The sequence below is a fragment of the Paenibacillus baimaensis genome (genome assembly GCF_025567575.1).
In genome coordinates, this window is record NZ_JAOQIO010000116.1 from 118,621 (window position 1) to 135,822 (window position 17,202).

The following is a 17,202-nucleotide window of genomic DNA, read 5'->3' on the forward strand; positions in this document are numbered from 1 at the left end:
ACATTATGGATCAAACGACTAAGGCTTCAGGTTTTTCCAGCCCGTGTAATCATGTACGGCTATGCCGGCGTAAGATACGTGGCCCTTCAATGAATCATCAATTAAGGTTAATTGTTGATTCATTACTGCCCGACCTTCTTCGTAAAAGGAAACAAAAGCAGCCTCGGAAGATGGATTGGTTTCGACACCGACAAAAACCTTTTTACCAAGCTGGTCAGCTAAAGCCAGATCATCAGCAGTAATCTCTATAAGAGCTTCAACCTGGTCCCGGTAGGACATCAGCGTGACTTCATCGAACATACCGATGAATTTCGCATTCAACCTGATACTGCTCTCATCAGGAATCGATATTTCATGAAGCCAGAAGGGCAGGGAGGCACTGACGGTTAAAGTGGAATCGTGTTTGACTTCGTTCGTAAATAAAGTCATCGCTGTGATCCAACTGCTTACCGTCACATCCCGCTCATTATGCCATTCCGGAAGCACGTAAGGTTCAATGTCGACCTGAATCCCGCTAAATCGTTCATTCTCTAGAACGCTGGCATTATAGTCTTTCACCCATTTAACCATGCTGACGATATACTGCTGCTGATCGGAGCGAATCCAGTTCGGGGCACCGTCCAAGGCGTGAATTTGAATACCTGCTTGTGCAGCTTCCTGGATAAAGGCGCGATAGGTGTTCTTGGCGACATCCGGATTCACTTGTACATAAATGCGGCCAATCGACTGCTCCTTTGCAAACTGGAGAACAGCCTGCCGATTCTCCACGGTACTGATCAATGAGGTATCCCACAGCCAGGTTGCTTTCATGGGATTGGGACGCGGCGATGCAGCATCACAAGCTGTAGAGACCACGCTCAAGAGCAATACCGTAACGATTATATAATTGATTACAATACGGGAACTGCTTCGGTTGATGAATATCAAACTCATTCTCCTTCGATTCATAGTTGTCCACATCAATCTGTCAGTCGTATCGAAGCTAATGGATGACATCTATTTCCTATTTCTTACAATACCCTCTTATTATAGTTGACTCTCGGATTGGCTTGAATAGTTCTTGTTGCGCAACTTTCGACAAAATTTGCATGAATCATAAGTCCTGTAACCCATGCTTGTCGCTTTGTGGCTTGAACCAGATGTTTTTGAACTGTACCCAATCGAGGGAATCGAGCGTGATCCCTTTTACGGAAGAATGAAAGGCTGTTTTAAGTCTTTTAAAATAAAGCAGTTGCAGTACATGCTCATCATGCAGGCGCCGTTCGATGCTGTGCAGCAAGCCTGCCCGTCCGTCACGCTGCGGTTCGCGAAGCGCGGCTTGTATGAATTGCTCGACGGCAGCCTTGCAGTTGGGTTCCAAATGATGCTGCATACTCTTGTACAAGTCGATCAGACGCAGCTCGGCATCATTGTCGAGCATAATGGAGAACAGTAATAGATCAGCCTGCAGGCGCCGTTCTCCCTTGAACTCCTCAACAGGAAGCAGTACCACTTCAATGTTTAAGCCTGCCTCACGCAGCAGGATTTGCACAAGCAAGGCATCCCGCTCGTAATGAGGGATTGTGCATAATACAATACGTTCCCCAACATATCCCGACATTTTGATTTTTCCCCGTACCTGCTCAAGCTCCGTCTCGGCAAGGTGTACAGGTGTATGGCGGATGAAGCTGTCAGCCGCATAGATCGCATCGCCGTCAATCAGCTTCAGCAGCTTGGCTTGATCGAATGCATCGTACACCGCCTCCCGAATCGCGGGGTCCTTCAGAGGACCCTGCTTTAATAGATTGAAGGTAACGAATTTGCAGGTTGTGCCCTGCTGCTGTACCTGCAGATAATCGCTTTCCTTCGTATCCGGCATCTGATAATTATGAATAATTTGAAAGCTCTCCAATGTGCGGAGCTGATCCTTCTGCTGTTCCTGCATATCTGGTACATGCCACAGCTCAACCCGATCCAAATGCGCTCTACCCTGAAAATAATCGGGGAAGGCATCGAGAATCGACATCGACGCATCATGAAAGGTGAGCTTGAATGGCCCTGTACCCGTAGGAGCAAGTGCAAATGCGGATTCTCCTTCACGATAGGAATCCGATGGAATAATGGCAGCCCGGTTCGTACTCATAAATTGCGGAAACAGCTCATTAGGCTCAGTTAAATGAATCGTTATCGTCAAGGGATCTATAATCTCGATCCGTTCAATTTGTTGAAATACCCAGCGGTATAACGAACGTGCGGAAGACTGCTTTAACCGCTCCAGCGTGAATTGAATATCCTCGGCAGCCAGCTCCTTGCCGTGATGAAAGCGAACACCTTTGCGTACATAAAAAGTCCATGCGGTTCTTGCTTTGTTGGCTTCCCAGGCATGAGCCAAATGTGGCTCGACCGTTTGCGTCAGCCGATTGTAGCTTACCAGACTGTCGAACAGCTGGTTGACCAAATGAGACTCAGCGGAAAAGTTCGTAAAAGCAGGGTCCAGCGTCTGGATCGGTTGAGTCAACGGAAACCGCAGCGTATCAAACCTTTTGCTGTCTCGCAGCTCACTGCTGTAACCGAAGTAGCCGTTTAACCAGCTGTGAAAGTTCGCCTTTAGCGAATCGGGTATCGAGGAAATGTTCATTTGCTCCAAAGCGCCGCGAAGGTCCTTGCGCTCGACCAGCTCTTTGGCCAAAAGCAGCACGACCTCTTCCACAGGCGTCAGAAACTGTAACAAGGAGCGGTTGCCCCGGCCTTTTCTTGGCGTCCATTGCAACCAGCCCTGCTTGTCCATCTTTTGCATAATCATCGTTACATTCCGATGCGTACAATCCAGGATGGCGGCTATTTCATCTAACATGATCTCCTGCTCCTGATGCTCTTGCGCATAGGGCAGCTTTTCCCGCAAACGTACATAATGGCTGGCCAGCTTCATGCTATCACCTCAATCTGTGAATACGGAGTGTTATCCGCCCTGTAAGGGCAATCCTGGGTAGGACTTAAGCATAACCGAACCTGAGCTGGAAAAACAGGAAATTTCCATTTGGAAAGTTGCCCTTTTTATTCCTGTTTTTTTGTCTACAATAGAATTATGCTCACGGACTGGGCTATTAATGGAGGGATAACAATGATAAAAAGCATGCGAACCACAGAAGGCTTTACTTTACACATGCAGTGGATTGAGCAATTTGTGAAGGAGGCGGAGCAAGCTTTGGAATTGGAAAATGTGAGGACGACCGCGCAGACTGTACTGTTCTATGCAGGTATGCACGTACAAATAGAAAAACAACAAGCCGCCGCTTCACAAGACCACAAGCTGAACGGTAGTCATCAAGCGGGATCATCACAGACAGAAACGACCAACGATTGGCTGCTCGCTCCAGAAGAGGAGGTCGTGAAGGCAGCTCTTGAGATCACCGCGGAATCGTTTCATCCACTGCTCAAGCTGTCTCTTCAAACAGTAATAGAAGATGAAGAGAGACTGCTGACCCTCGAAGAACGCACCTATATCCATTCCTATGCAAGTAGGTATATTAGTCAAATTAAAGAGAAGGTTAATCAGTTCGGAACCTATTGGCTGCATTAAAATAGATAGTCGGAGGTATAAAGTCTATGCAGGTACTCGACGAACAACCAAGCAAGCAGCAAACCATGCTGCTCATAGGTGCTCTTGTATGTGGTTGTATTCATCATCTCTTGTTCTATGATCAAGCATGGGGTGTTTCCTATCCATTGTTTATCGCTGTTTTTTATACGTATTTTTATTGGGCTTTGAAGGAGAGGATCGCGCTGCGTCTGGATGCTTCCTTTATGCTGCTCATCCCGATAGCCTTACTATCCTTAACGTATGCGGTTTTTTCAAATACACTGTTCATGGTGCTGAATGCATTTGCGATTCCTTGCCTGATCTTTGTGCATACCATATGGACGCTGCGGCGGCCTGCAATTCGCTGGTACGATGTGAGTATGGTGCTCGCTGTTCTGGAGCAGCTGTTCGGACATACGATGCGCTATATCCCGCGGCCTGCTGTCGTAGTAATCAGAAGCATCAAGGAAAGAATTCAAACAGGGCGTTCTCAGCGTATGTGGAAAATACTGATCGGCATTGTCATTTCACTGCCAATGGTTCTGCTTGTCGGATCGCTGCTTGCTTCCGCGGATACGATGTTCGATCGTATGCTTTCTCAGCTTCCGGAGCTTGTGGGTGATATGCATCCAGGTGAAACGATATTCAGGTTGATCTGGATCGGTTTCGTTACTAGCGGGCTATTCGCTTATGTGTGGGGTATGCTGTACCCATTGAAGAGGAGGCACAGACCGGAGGAGGAGATGTGGGGTAATCAGGCTCAAGCATCACTTGGCAATGCAGATCCCTCTGAATTTGGGCCGTCTTATGCTAACGTGCCTGCTGTTCCCAGGAAAAAAATTGGTCTGGACGCTACAGTAACCATAACGATCCTGCTGATTTTGAACACGATGTATGTGTTGTTTGCAGTCGTGCAGTTTTCTTATTTTTTTGGAGGGGGCATGACTGCGCTGCCTTTGGAAATGACTTACGCTGACTACGCTCATCGCGGTTTTGCTGAACTGATTGTAGTGACGGTTATTAATTTTACGCTGCTGATGATCACGCTGCACGGGACGGATCGTGCTGTACGATCGAATGACATATTCCTTCGAGGGCTCTTGGCTGTATTGATCGGCTGCACGGGTGTTATGCTTTGCTCGGCATTTTTGCGGATGCTGATGTATGAGGAGGCGTATGGTTTTTCGGAGACACGTTTATTGGTCGATGTATTTATCATCTTCCTATCGGTGCTGTTTACGATTGCTTTGGTAAAGCTGTGGAAGGATCGCCTCCAGCTGATGAAGCCTTATGCGATTCTGGCGTTAGCTGCGTATTTGATCGTTAACTATATGCAGGTGGATGCGATCGTAGCTTCCAACAATATCAAACGCTTTGAAGCCTTCGGCAGCATCGATACGGAATATCTGGGTTCCCTAAGCTTCGAGGCTGTGCCCTATCTCATAGATCTAAAACAGAAGCACCCGGAGCTGGATGGTACGGATAAAGCGATCCAGATCATGAAAAGACGCCTTCCGCTTCCTGGAGAGACGTCATGGGTATCATTCAATTTATCGATGTGGAAGGCTGGCAAAGCGCTGCAGGCAATCCCATTGGAACCACTGGAGCTCTATTCGAGATAGCCCACTTAAGCTTACATACCGGGTGCAGTCGAAGATATATAGCTGCGGATCGCTTCCGGAATTTCATATAGTGAGGCTAATGTTAAGAAAGCCCCCTGAGGCTCCGTGTCAATATCGACTTGATTATAGATCCATTCCTGTAGAGCAGGCATAAATATCGTGTTAAGGCCTGCTTTCAGAGCGGGGGTAACATCAGTGCGAAGCGAGTTACCGATCATCCAGGTCGATTTGCGCTCAAACTGCTGCTCGGTAATCAGCTGCTCCAGATATTCGTCTGTTTTGTGGCGGGTGACATGAATATTGCTGCCAAAAAAACGTTCCAAATCGGCTTCCGTTACTTTGCGCATCTGAATCATTCTGTCGCCGCCCGTATACAGATGAAGCTCGTGTCCTTCAGTCTCCAACTGGATTAGCGTCTCTTTCATCCCTGGATATGGCTCAATACTATGCCCATATACGGTTCTTCCAATTTCCGTCAATCGGGCAATTTCATCGGAATTTTTCGGTCGGCCGGTTAAGTCAGAGAAATAGTCATAGGTTTCAACGAATGACTCGGGAAAATGATTAGGATCAAAGCCAAGCCGCATCACACGATCCAGATCAGCCTCAGCCTGCTTTTTTTTGATTTCCTCGACAGGAACATGGTAGGTATGAAAAAACATCTCCATTAAATCCGCGAATTGCTCAACTACCAGATCAAAATATTTGTTGCAGTGAATTAATGTATCGTCCAGATCAAATAAAATCGTTTGCTTTATCATAGGTTGTCTCCGTTATTTTTTAAGCAGATTATATCATGGCATCAGGGAAAATCCTATCCTCAGTATGCCCTCCATGGAGCGTGTATCGCTCTAGATCATGCTTATTTCTGAGATCTCTGGAGGCCTTGTCATCTTTTGCTGAGCGAATGAATCTCCATGTAAGAGGTGTAGATGAGCAGGATTGAGCAAAGCCCATACATACTTCCACAGATAAAGCCAGCACTTGCCCAACTGTTCGCTTTCCAAAGGCCGATTATTAATGCAGCCAGGCTGATGGCCAGCAAAATATAGGTCCAACGTTCCCAGCCTTGCTGGGGTGATCGCTGCAGCGGAGAAGCAGGTTTGGGGGGCGCAGCAGGCTTTGTTGTACCATTTTCCTTCGAGGTGTCGTTCTGATCGTTTTTTTGATCCTGATGAATGGGATGACGCAGGGACAGCAGCCCCAGCAATATAAATAGAAGAGGCTGGTAGCTTAGCGTAATGACGGACGAACTGTAATTAACAAAACTGAATACCTCAGAAGTGCCTTTAAAAGCAAGCACGGTCGTCAGCAGGAGAAGCAGGGCGACAGGTGTATTCAATTTGCTGTAATCACGCTGATTCACCAGGCTCGCCATCCCCAATTGAAAGGCCAGGTAGACGAGAAGCAAACCACAAGCGGTAACCGGGAAACAGATAACCAGAACAAGCAAGTCCAGCCGATCCAGAAAGTCGGTAATATGAATCTGCTGGATCAAGGAATAGTTGGGGTAAACCATATTTCCTGGAATTGTCGGACCCAGTACCAGCACCTCGAGCACGATAAAGTCGAAGAGCATACAGGCTGCCATCAGGACGCCGTGCCGTATCGCAGAGCCAACCTGACGTGGCCCCCATAACGTATGTAAGAAGGCGCCCATTACAAAAATATCGCCAAACCAGCCCAGACTAAGTACATTGATTGAGAAAATGGAACTCCACGGTCTGGTCAGTACGGGCTGCATTAACCGGATGTCCATTTCGTTGGCCAAGGAAAGCGGTGTCAGCAGGATAATCAATACAAATGCAGGGAATAACAGGTCATTGACTCGTGCCAATACCTCCACACTCGTTTTGCCATATACGATAAACAGCAAGACCAAGACCAAGAGGATCATTTCCCCAGGGGTATTGGGCAGCAATGTAATCCCGATAAATTTACCGAAGGTGGATAAATCGCGTGTAAGAATCAGCCATAGATGAAACAGAAGTATCAGATTAACGATAGTTCCGATCACAGAGCCGAAGACGATTTTATTAATTTCAAAGAGATGTTTATTGGGAAAACGTTTGACCAGCATAGTGAACAGGGCTGCAACTCCGATCACGTATAGCACGGGAAGCATATAAGCCGACCAGGCATCCGAGTAGCCAATGCGAAATAATACCTGTTGGGTACTGATAAGACCACCGCCTGAAAGCAGAGCGGCAGTCAGCCAGGCGAATTGTCGGTAATTAATTATTTGTTTAGAGTCCATCTGCTCATCTGCCTTTGCAAGGTTCTATTTAAGTGTACTATTCAAAGATTGAAGGAGAGAGAACGCCCAAGGTGAGACATGGTTGACAAAAAAACGGGTAGGCATCGGGATGTTAACATGAAACAAGATGCACAAAAACAGGCTGAACGAGCATACATATACGATCCGACAAAGCCACCTGAGCGGCAAAGGCTGCTTGCGCATTTTCTTCAGGTTCAACAGTAGATTCAACACAAGTACAAAAAAAACGATAGTCAGGAATATGAGATTCATTGGCTGATCCGCTCCCTCGTAACATTATCAAAGATGAGCCCCGTATCTGTCAGCTGGCTTTGTACCTGTATATTAAATTTGGCGTCCTTCAAACTCTCTGGCCAGTTTTTCTCAAACTGAGATTTCCATTCGCCAGGATATGCTCTCCATAGAAAGTTTCCAAACTCGCAGGAGTCGACATTATTTTTAAGAGATTGATTAATGACATCCTGAACGGCACTTTTGACCTTCTTGGATATACCATCCTCGACCAATAAGATGTTTTTAGTTTGACTCAAATCGTAGTGGGACGTGTCCTCCATTAACGTAGCTTTTATGTTCAATGCTATATCATATTCCAGCTTTTGATTTATCAGCTTGGTGTTAATATTTGTTAGTGCTTCGTAGATCCGTGCAGACATTTGACCGTCTCCCATTTGAAGCGTGATGGAGTGGCTGATCATTTTTTGCCCATTGATGATACTGAGACCCATGGCTGTATCATTCTCCAACGTACCCACCATCTTATCATGGCGAAATTGTGCATAGCCTTTAAGTTCCACTTCCTTGGAGGATTCAACACCCTGTTCTGAATCCTTCACGTCCATATACACGGCAACCGGATCAGCACCAGGTAAGCTAAGTGAAATCCCAAAATCCTTGAAGTTGATGTCCATAACTGATTTGGACTTGATTAATTCACGTATGGCTTCAGATGGGAAATGCTCGAATTTGGGCGTGGAATTCATCATGTCGTAAGCTTTTCCCTTGGTGACAACGAGAAAGGTGGTCATCCGGCTTTCAGGGCTGCGCGGTACGGTATCGAAAAGCTCACGAATCCCCCGTCTTGCCAGATCCTCTCCAACCAGAATGGTTCTGCGATGAGCCAAAAACATACGTCTCGACATTCGTTTTTGCAGCTTCATATGGCATTCACGGTACGTTTCTCCGACTTCGGAATCTATATAGTAGCTCTTACCGCCATTTGAACCGCCGCCGCCACCGCCACCAGTGGCCCCACCCATTTGTCCCGGCAGCGGCAGCATAACCGTGTAACGAAGTTTTCCGTCCTTCTCCAAATCGATAGCGGAGGTCAGAATAAAGGCCATATCATTAATTTCTGTACGGTCCCAGCAGCCCGATAGCAGCGTTGAAACCAGCAATAACAGGAGTAAGCTTGTGCTGCGTGCGCTCATAGGGTATCCTCCTCCTTCTCATGGTGGATCGTTTCCCCCTTCTGCCCGCCTTGCTCTTTGATTTCAGCAGGCAGCTCGTCTCCCAAACGGATTGAATCCTGAACGGACATAAAGTAGGACCGATGCTTGTTGAGCCATAGAGGAGGGCGCACCGCGGTATCCATCAAATCGCCGACGGATAGAGGACCCAGTGGAGACAAATAAGGAATACCAAACGAGCGTAAATTAGCCATATGTCCGATAATGATTAATACCGAAATCAGGATGCCATACATGCCAAAGATCGAAGCGGCGATGATGATCGGAAAGCGCAGCATCCTAATTGCGATCGCTCCATTGAAGCGAGGAATCGTGAAAGAAGCGATTCCTGTTAGCGATACAACAATGACCATCGGTGCCGAAACAATCCCCGCCTGCACAGCCGCTTGCCCCACGACCAACGCCCCCAGAATACTGACGGCAGAGCCGATGGTTTTGGGAAGTCGGATACCTGCTTCACGTAGACCTTCGAACGTGATCTCCATGATTAATGCTTCTACAACAGCAGGAAAAGGGATCGCTTCTCGGGCTGCAGCTATGGATAGCAGCAAGGTAGTGGGAATCAAATCCTGGTGAAAGGTTGTTATGGCTACATATAAACCTGGTGTCAACAAAGAGAGGACCATAAAAATGTAACGTAATATTCGGATCAAGGACGCGATCTGAAAACGTTCGTAATAATCTTCATTGGATTGCAAGATGTCGGTGAAGACGAACGGTACTATCAATACAAAAGGAGTTCCATCGACGATTATTCCAACCTTACCCTGCAATAAAGCCGCAGCGACCGTATCAGGGCGCTCCGTATATTGAAGCTGGGGGAAAGGCGAATAAGCTGAATCCTGAATAAATTCTTCGATATAGCCGGATTCGAGCACTGCATCAATATCAATCTTCTCCAGCCTGCGCAGCACTTCTTTCACGATCTCCGGATCGGCAATATCGTCCATATAAGTGATAACAATACTGGTGTTGCTTTCTCGCCCGATTGTCATCGGCTTCATTTTCAAATGCGGTGTTTTCAGCTTACGGCGAATCATCGACGTGTTGGTACGAATGTTTTCCACAAAGCCTTCACGAGGACCACGAATGACGGATTCCGTTTCCGGTTCATTAATAGAGCGCTTCTCCATACCTCGAATGCCCATGAGCAGAGCCTGATTGTTACCCTCAACGATTAGTCCTGCATCACCGCTAAGTATAGAGATGAGCATATCTGAATAGTTGTCTGTTTTCTGCGTTTGACTAATGGGCAGTGTTGCTTCAACAATGGCATCGATCAGCTGTTCATGTCCCTCAAGGATCATGAGCGATTTCATTGCCTCGTTGGCGAATTGGGTATTGACCATGCCGTCCACGAACACAATGATCGCTGAGATGCCGCCTTCAATGGTGAACTCACGGATGACAAAATCCGAGCAGTCCGCGAATAAATGCTTTAAATAGTCTTTATTTTCCTCCAGTGTTACGAAGATCGGTACCGATTTTAATTCGTCAATAAATTGATAATCAAAATGGTGCAAAGTATCTGTCTGTTGTTTGCCGCGTTTGTTTTCTTTTCGGTTACGAAGCATGTTGACGACCTCCTTGAGTTTCCTGTGCTGCCAGCTAATGGCGGAGCGTCTCACGTGTAGGTTGCCTTAAATTGAAAATTTTATGTCTGTTTCGCAGAAACTTTGAACAATTTCTCTGCAGCGCCTTGTATAGCTCCTACGCGATAGGTCAAAGCTAGAGGACGAATGAGAAAGAGTTGACTACATGTGAGAAAGGGGCTGCGTTTCATTGTTATGGCTGGTTATTGTGCTGCTGATATTTATTTTTCAAATACTGACCATATTGCTGATTGAGTATCGCAAACCCGCCAAGACCCTCGCATGGCTATTTATTTTATTTGTTTTTCCCATTATTGGATTTGTTATGTATTATTTTCTAGCTACGGAATATTCACGCAGGCAAAAGGTACGACGGCATGAATTTAACTACGATTCGTTGCAGCATCCTGCAGGTAACAAACCTACTTCTATTGTTTTACCGTCAAATAGCAAGGATCATGAGCATGTTCCAGAGTCAAAGCAAGATGTGCTGTCTACGAAGAATCGTTTGGACGAGCTGCTAGACCAAATATCAGATGGGCCGCGTTCTACCAATAATGAAATCAAGGTACTTACTGACGCGGACGAAGCCTATCCTGCCATGCTGGAGGCAATGGAGGGTGCGAAACGGCACATCCATTTTGAAATCTACACCTTTCGGGGCGACGCTATAGGCCTGACTTTTCTGGAGCTGCTGATTCGAAAAGCGAAGCAAGGTGTTCAAGTGCGCTGCATATTCGACGGGGTGGGCAGCTATCAGCTGGAGCAGCGTTTTCTTGATCAACTTCGGCACGGCGGGGTAGAGGTTTATTTGTTTCTGCGACCCCTCATTGCTTTCTTCGATAAAAGGATGAACTATCGTAATCATCGCAGAATATTGGTAATCGATGGATATAAGGGTTATGTGGGAGGACTCAACATCGGTGCAGAATATATGGGTGCTGACCCGAAGCTTGGTTTTTGGAGAGATACGCATTTGGAGCTTGTTGGCACTGTTGTACATACACTGCAATCTATTTTTTTGAAGGAATGGATGTTTGTTAGCGGTAAGGATGTGACCGGTGGTGGTTTATATCCGGATGTCCGGACCTACGGAAACAAGTCTGCTCAAATTATTAGCAGCGGCCCGGATACGAAGCAGCATAAGATTTTACAGCTGTATTTTGGAGCCATTACTAATGCGCAGCAGCAGATTATCCTGATTACTCCATATTTTATACCGGATCCAAGTCTACGTATGGCTTTGAAAACAGCCGCAATCAGCGGTCTGGATGTGAAGGTTGTATATCCGCTTAAATCGGATTCTCCTGCTGTTAATTATGCTGCCAGCTCTTACTTTGAGGAGTTGATGGAAGCCGGAGTTCGCATTTATGGTTATCAAAAAGGATTTATGCATGCCAAAATTTTGATCATTGACGATAATTTCGCTTCGGTTGGCAGCGCCAATGTAGATCTTCGCAGCTTTTACAGCAATTTTGAATTAAATGCCTTGCTGTTTGATAAAAAAACGATCAGGCGACTTGAAGCCGATTGCGCCATAGACTTACGAAATAGTACGGAGTTAAAGCTGGAGATATTTCGATCTCGTTCACGCTGGCATCGCACCAAAGAAATTGCAGCCCGCCTACTCTCACCGCTTTTTTAAAAAGCGTATGCCTGCTATCCGCGGCGATGTGAATGATAGCTGGAGTGGAATGGACATGCTAAAAGAGCGTGTCCAACAGTACTATTAAACTCCAGGGAGGTAATCCAATGAGCAAGTCCAACACAAATACGAACAAATCGGAAGATAAGGAACCGATCAACGAAATTACAAAGGCACGAACCCAAGAAGACGCAGCTGCAATGAGCTCAGCCTCACCAGGTACAGGCGTGGATGTTCAAGGCCGTGAGGATTATTTCATGGACATCGACCGGATGGTCAATGAGGGCTTAGGCGGCGGCAATGTCACAATGAGTAACGGTCACATTGGAGAATCGACAACCGATACGATGACATATCCAGAATCTGTCCTTAATCATAAAGAAGAGAAGAGTTAAGCAAAACCCTCCCCAGAATAGTCGGGCGCATCCGCGCCAGCGCCCATCCCGTCCGGGATGAATTCGTTCAGAGCTGATCACAGTCTGTCTCATTCCAGCATTCAAGTAACCATGTTCAACGTATTTTCTTATTCACTCCAAAGGGGTCCAGATGGTTTAGCTCTCCGTGTCCCTCCCTTTTTAGGGAGAGGACTACCTCTTTGTTGCCACCTTTGATGGAGAGGGATATAATAGGGGGAAACCAATTCGGAGGCGGCTAAACGTTGAGTTCTTTGGACGAATTTGCACTTATACGGCGTTTGACAGAAGGAAAACAGTCAGCTGCTTTTCAGCAGGCTAGCGGGGTCGACATAGGAATCGGAGATGACGCGGCAGTTGCGTATTTGGCACCTGGATGCCAGCTTGTGATGACCTGTGATACGATGACGGAATCGGTCCATTTTCAACCGCATACGATGCGTGACAGCGATGTGGGCTATAAAGCCATGGCTGCCGCGATCAGTGACATAGCGGCAATGGGGGCAATACCGCGTTATGCGCTGGTTGCGCTCAGCATTCCACAGGAAACGCCACAGCATAAGCTGGAAGCCGTTTATCAAGGGCTGTATGAATGCGCCAATCGCTGGAGTGTCGTCATCGTTGGTGGAGACACAACCTCCTGTATTGGTGGTCTGACTTTAACCGTTACCGTGATCGGTGAAGTTCCCGATGGTCAGGCATTGCTGCGTTCAACGGCCAAAACAGGTGATGTTGTATTCGCCACGGGTGAGCTTGGCTGCTCTGCTGCGGGTCTGGAATACCTGCTGCAGCAAGCACTTCCAAGTGAGCAGTGGCCTCAAGCTGGCAAGGATTCGGCAGAAGCCCGATTAATAGCGGCCCATTGCCGTCCGGAGCCTCAGATTGAAATGGGGCAGCTTTTGCAGCAATCCAAGGTTTGTGGGGCTTTGAACGATGTAAGTGATGGACTTGCCAGTGAGGCTTGGGAAATTGCCCAGGCATCCGGTGTGGGGATCGACTTGATCGAGGATCGCATTCCAATTGCGGATGAACTTATGGCGTATGCCGAGAAAGCCGAAAAAGATCCGCTCCATTATATTCTCTACGGCGGTGAAGACTACAAGCTTATCGGTACGATGCAGGCTGAGCATGCGATTGAAATGCAAATCAAATTCAGGGAAGCTGGGCATACACTATACATTATCGGTTATGTGAATGCGGAAGATAGCGGTGTGCGTCTTGTTCAAAGCAGCGGATATGTCGTTCCGATTGATAAAAAAGGCTACAATCATTTTCGAAAGGATTGAGCTTGTATGCCGACAAAACACACTTATTCATACCAGGCAGTGGGTCTCGAGCAAACAGCGAGTCTTGCATCCGCTCTAGCCTCCTGTTTTCAACCCGGTACCGTAGTTACACTTGACGGTGATCTGGGTGCGGGCAAAACCGCATTCGCTCAAGCGGTCGCCAAAGCTCTCGGCGTGCGTGGTATTGTGAACAGTCCTACCTTTACTGTTATTAAAGAATATGAAGGGGAGAAACTCCCTTTTTATCATATGGATGTATACCGTCTTTCTTTGGAGGAGGCGGATGATCTTGGACTGGACGATTATTTATATGGGTCAGGTGTTACTTTAATAGAATGGTCTTCTTTAATAGAGGAGCTATTGCCTGCAGATCGTTTGTCCGTAACCATCGAGAATTGTGGTGAACAGACCCGCTTATTCAGGCTGAACCCACACGGGGATTCCTATGAACAATGGTGTGAACAGCTTAAGGAGAACGGAGTTTTAATATGAATAACGATCAAATAAACTTACAGGGCACGCTGCTTGCCATAGATACTTCCACGAGCTCCATGTCAGTTGCATTAACGCGCGGCGGTGAGCTGCTGGGTGAGTTGAATTCAAATGCAGAACGCAATCATTCGATACATTTACTTCCACATATTCAGCAGGTGCTTGCATCTGCTGGGCTTCATTCACGGGATGTGGATGCATTCGCAGTCGGAGTCGGTCCCGGTTCTTACACGGGTGTACGTATAGGCGTTACTGTTGCCAAAACGTTGGCTTGGACGCATCAGAAGGTATTGCTTGCAGTATCGAGTTTGGAAGCTCTGGCTTTAGGCGGCGTCCATACGATGCTGGAGTCACCATCCCATGCAGGTAAGGGGCGTACTTCGGGAGCGTCGGTATTCTCCCATATAGAAGAACTACAGGAAAAAGTCTGGGTGGTTCCGATGTTCGAGGCTCGGAGAGGTCAGGCTTTTACTGCTCTTTATCAAGCAGCGAACCAGCAATGGAGCTGTTTGGCGACCGATGGCATTCGTCTCATGTCCAGTTGGTCGGAAGAGTTGCTCGAACGTACCCTGGATAAGAGTACGGTAGCTGAGCGTCCGGATCGTATTATTTTTACAGGTGATACCGGACTGCATGAAGCGACAATTGAGCAATTTTCTAAAAGCTGGACAGGCACCACAGAAATCGTACATCATGAAATGAGAGCCCGTTATACGGCTGATTTGGCGCTTGAACAATGGAAACATGGAGACACTCGGGAGCCGCATGGCTTAATTCCCAATTACACGCAGCTGACAGAGGCAGAGGTCAAATGGAAAGCTCAAGCAGAGGAGGCGAAATGACTAGTGAATCATAACGAACCTACGGATGCCCCTCGAGCCTTGGAGTTTCGCGCTATGTGTCTTGAGGATATTCCTATCATTTGTGAGATTGAGCAGGAAGCATTCACGACACCATGGACTTCGGCAGCCTTTTATAATGAATTAACAAACAATCAATTTGCCCGTTATATGGTCATGGATTCGGAAGAAGGTGTGCTTGGCTATGGCGGAATGTGGATTATCGTCGACGAAGCGCACATTACCAACATTGCCGTCGGAAAGAAGCATAGAGGGAAAAAGCTTGGTGAAAGACTGCTGAGAGAGATGCAAAAAACAGCTGTTTTTCTTGGGGCTGCGCGAATGACACTGGAAGTAAGGCCCTCTAACCGCATAGCCCAGGCATTGTATGAAAAGCTTGGGTTTTATGGAGTCGGTGTACGACGAGGGTATTATACAGACAATCAGGAAGATGCAATCATCATGTGGGCGGATTTGCCTGATTCCAAGCGCACGCTAAATAACTTACAGGGGAATTAAAATGAATAGCAACGATATGCAAGTAAATCAGTCTGCATCCGATCCCAATAAGCCCTTATATATTTTGGCCATAGAGACGAGCTGCGATGAAACGTCAGTAGCCATTGTCGAGAACGGTACGATTATTAAGGCTAATATCGTTTCCAGTCAAATCGAAACCCATGAACGCTTTGGTGGAGTCGTGCCTGAGCTGGCTTCACGCAAGCATGTGGAAAGCATCACCTGGATCATTGAAGAAGCTTTGGAAAAGTCGGGTGTCGCACCAAGCGAGCTGTCGGCCATCGCAGTTACGCAGGGACCGGGGCTTATTGGAGCTTTACTGGTTGGAGTGGTGGCTGCCAAAGCATTGGCGTACGCCTTAGAGCTACCTTTAATTGCCGTTCATCATATTGCAGGTCATATATATGCCAATCAGCTTGTGCATGAGTTGCAGTACCCCTTGGTCTCGCTCGTTGTGTCGGGTGGACATACAGAGCTGGTTTATATTGAATCTGAGGGTAACTTCAAAATTATTGGTCAAACCCGGGATGATGCTGCAGGTGAAGCCTATGATAAAGTGGCGCGTGCTTTAAAGCTTCCATACCCTGGAGGTCCATATATTGACCGTCTGGCTCAGGAAGCGGGCGAGGCACTGGCTCTTCCTCGTGCGTGGCTGGAGTCGGATTCTTATGATTTTAGTTTCAGTGGACTCAAATCTGCTGTTTTATCTGCATTGAATCAGGCCAATATGAAGGGGCAGCCGCTTGATCCCGGATCTGTAGCCAAAGGCTTTCAAGCATCTGTTGTTGAGGTTCTGGTAGAAAAAGCATTGCGTGCCGTTAAGGCTTACGGAGCGAAGCAGCTGCTGCTGGCGGGAGGAGTAGCTGCGAATCAAGGACTGCGGCAGCAGCTGGCTGTACGTTGTGCGGAAGCAAATGTACCTTTGCTTACACCGCCCCTTGGATTATGCACGGATAATGCTGCTATGATCGGAGCGGCTGCCTATTTGAAGTTTCAGCGTGGACAGTTTTCGTCTTTGGATTTTAAGGCTGAGCCTCTTTTGAGTTTGGAAGAGTGGTCCGTATAATCTGCTTCCTGGAGCCGTTCTGCTTATGTGCAGGGCGGCTTTTTAATATGATAAACCGGACTTTTAACTTCTTTATTAATAAATTGAAAATAGTACTTGCATTCTGTATCTGGATTTGTTATATTACTTCTTGTCGCTTCTGAGGCAGTCGAATTTGAGGGCATTGAAGAAGACAAAAATATTCATAAAATTACAAAGTGTTTAAAAATAATACTTGCAATTGAATGAATGAATGTGTTATATTGATCAGGTCGCTTTTGACGGAATGTCGAAAATGATCGAAAAGAATTGTCCTTTGAAAACTGAATCAACGAGTGAGTAAATAGCAGTACAAGAGAATGCAAATTCTCGTCAGCAGTGAATGAGTTAAAGACAAGTTCTACCTTAATGGAGAGTTTGATCCTGGCTCAGGACGAACGCTGGCG

General features: G+C 46.9%; 15 protein-coding genes. 9 read left to right on the forward strand and 6 right to left on the reverse strand.

From position 1 onward, the window contains the following. Positions 1–18 precede the first annotated feature (18 nt). Positions 19–927, reverse strand: a complete 909-nt coding sequence (locus OB236_RS34900) for a hypothetical protein (RefSeq protein WP_262688169.1) — start codon at positions 925–927, stop codon at positions 19–21. Positions 928–1,093: 166 nt separating this feature from the next. Beyond that, positions 1,094–2,908: an ABC transporter substrate-binding protein gene (locus OB236_RS34905; protein WP_262688170.1), complete on the reverse strand. Its 1,815-nt coding sequence runs from the start codon at positions 2,906–2,908 to the stop codon at positions 1,094–1,096. 192 nt (positions 2,909–3,100) lie between these two features. On the opposite strand from OB236_RS34905, the gene OB236_RS34910 reads away from it, so the two are divergent. Together OB236_RS34910 and OB236_RS34915 are read left to right on the forward strand one after the other, a co-directional pair. Beyond that, positions 3,101–3,559, forward strand: a complete 459-nt coding sequence (locus tag OB236_RS34910) for a hypothetical protein (protein WP_262688171.1) — start codon at positions 3,101–3,103, stop codon at positions 3,557–3,559. Between the two features lie 26 nt (positions 3,560–3,585). Beyond that, entirely contained in the window at positions 3,586–5,181 is a 1,596-nt protein-coding gene (locus tag OB236_RS34915; RefSeq protein WP_262688172.1) for a DUF4153 domain-containing protein, read from the forward strand. 11 nt (positions 5,182–5,192) lie between these two features. Here the strand turns inward: OB236_RS34915 and OB236_RS34920 are convergent, their stop codons facing one another. The 4 genes from OB236_RS34920 to OB236_RS34935 form a co-directional block, all read right to left on the reverse strand. Further along, positions 5,193–5,942 carry an HAD family hydrolase gene (locus tag OB236_RS34920; protein WP_262688173.1) on the reverse strand — a complete coding sequence of 250 codons (750 nt, stop codon included), beginning with the start codon at positions 5,940–5,942 and terminating at the stop codon, positions 5,193–5,195. 128 nt (positions 5,943–6,070) lie between these two features. Then, entirely contained in the window at positions 6,071–7,438 is a 1,368-nt protein-coding gene (locus tag OB236_RS34925) for a GerAB/ArcD/ProY family transporter (protein WP_262688174.1), read from the reverse strand. A 269-nt stretch (positions 7,439–7,707) separates the two neighbouring features. Continuing rightward, a complete protein-coding gene (locus OB236_RS34930; protein WP_262688175.1) occupies positions 7,708–8,886 on the reverse strand; it encodes a Ger(x)C family spore germination protein in 1,179 nt (392 codons plus the stop codon). Further along, positions 8,883–10,499: a spore germination protein gene (locus OB236_RS34935; RefSeq protein ID WP_262688176.1), complete on the reverse strand. Its 1,617-nt coding sequence runs from the start codon at positions 10,497–10,499 to the stop codon at positions 8,883–8,885. Before OB236_RS34935 ends, OB236_RS34930 begins: the two co-directional genes overlap by 4 nt. Before the next feature lie 208 nt (positions 10,500–10,707). On the opposite strand from OB236_RS34935, the gene cls reads away from it, so the two are divergent. The 7 genes from cls (at position 10,708) to tsaD (ending at position 16,777) form a co-directional block, all read left to right on the forward strand. Further along, a complete protein-coding gene (gene cls / locus OB236_RS34940; protein ID WP_262688177.1) occupies positions 10,708–12,162 on the forward strand; it encodes a cardiolipin synthase in 1,455 nt (484 codons plus the stop codon). Positions 12,163–12,269: 107 nt separating this feature from the next. Further along, positions 12,270–12,557, forward strand: a complete 288-nt coding sequence (locus OB236_RS34945; protein WP_262688178.1) for a hypothetical protein — start codon at positions 12,270–12,272, stop codon at positions 12,555–12,557. 263 nt (positions 12,558–12,820) lie between these two features. After that, positions 12,821–13,861, forward strand: a complete 1,041-nt coding sequence (gene thiL / locus OB236_RS34950; protein ID WP_262688179.1) for a thiamine-phosphate kinase — start codon at positions 12,821–12,823, stop codon at positions 13,859–13,861. A gap of 6 nt (positions 13,862–13,867) precedes the next feature. Further along, positions 13,868–14,353, forward strand: coding sequence for a tRNA (adenosine(37)-N6)-threonylcarbamoyltransferase complex ATPase subunit type 1 TsaE (gene tsaE / locus OB236_RS34955; RefSeq protein ID WP_262688180.1), 486 nt, complete (start codon positions 13,868–13,870; stop codon positions 14,351–14,353). Then, the gene (gene tsaB / locus OB236_RS34960; RefSeq protein WP_262688181.1) at positions 14,350–15,195 is read left to right on the forward strand and encodes a tRNA (adenosine(37)-N6)-threonylcarbamoyltransferase complex dimerization subunit type 1 TsaB; all 846 of its coding nucleotides are present in this window, start codon (positions 14,350–14,352) and stop codon (positions 15,193–15,195) included. Before tsaE ends, tsaB begins: the two co-directional genes overlap by 4 nt. A 3-nt stretch (positions 15,196–15,198) precedes the next feature. After that, complete coding sequence (gene rimI / locus OB236_RS34965) at positions 15,199–15,711, forward strand: ribosomal protein S18-alanine N-acetyltransferase (protein ID WP_262688182.1); 513 nt, start codon at positions 15,199–15,201, stop codon at positions 15,709–15,711. Position 15,712: 1 nt separating this feature from the next. After that, positions 15,713–16,777 carry a tRNA (adenosine(37)-N6)-threonylcarbamoyltransferase complex transferase subunit TsaD gene (gene tsaD, locus OB236_RS34970; protein ID WP_262688183.1) on the forward strand — a complete coding sequence of 355 codons (1,065 nt, stop codon included), beginning with the start codon at positions 15,713–15,715 and terminating at the stop codon, positions 16,775–16,777. Positions 16,778–17,202 lie beyond the last annotated feature (425 nt).

What these genes read in the sequence shown, in the direction of transcription:
- OB236_RS34905 (WP_262688170.1), bottom strand. Translation starts at nt 2,908, where the DNA reads ATGAAGCTGGCCAGCCATTATGTACGTTTGCGGGAAAAGCTGCCCTAT.
- OB236_RS34910 (WP_262688171.1), top strand. Translation starts at nt 3,101, where the DNA reads ATGATAAAAAGCATGCGAACCACAGAAGGCTTTACTTTACACATGCAG.
- OB236_RS34915 (WP_262688172.1), top strand. Translation starts at nt 3,586, where the DNA reads ATGCAGGTACTCGACGAACAACCAAGCAAGCAGCAAACCATGCTGCTC.
- OB236_RS34920 (WP_262688173.1), bottom strand. Translation starts at nt 5,942, where the DNA reads ATGATAAAGCAAACGATTTTATTTGATCTGGACGATACATTAATTCAC.
- OB236_RS34925 (WP_262688174.1), bottom strand. Translation starts at nt 7,438, where the DNA reads ATGGACTCTAAACAAATAATTAATTACCGACAATTCGCCTGGCTGACT.
- OB236_RS34930 (WP_262688175.1), bottom strand. Translation starts at nt 8,886, where the DNA reads ATGAGCGCACGCAGCACAAGCTTACTCCTGTTATTGCTGGTTTCAACG.
- OB236_RS34935 (WP_262688176.1), bottom strand. Translation starts at nt 10,499, where the DNA reads ATGCTTCGTAACCGAAAAGAAAACAAACGCGGCAAACAACAGACAGAT.
- OB236_RS34945 (WP_262688178.1), top strand. Translation starts at nt 12,270, where the DNA reads ATGAGCAAGTCCAACACAAATACGAACAAATCGGAAGATAAGGAACCG.
- tsaE (WP_262688180.1), top strand. Translation starts at nt 13,868, where the DNA reads ATGCCGACAAAACACACTTATTCATACCAGGCAGTGGGTCTCGAGCAA.
- tsaB (WP_262688181.1), top strand. Translation starts at nt 14,350, where the DNA reads ATGAATAACGATCAAATAAACTTACAGGGCACGCTGCTTGCCATAGAT.
- tsaD (WP_262688183.1), top strand. Translation starts at nt 15,713, where the DNA reads ATGAATAGCAACGATATGCAAGTAAATCAGTCTGCATCCGATCCCAAT.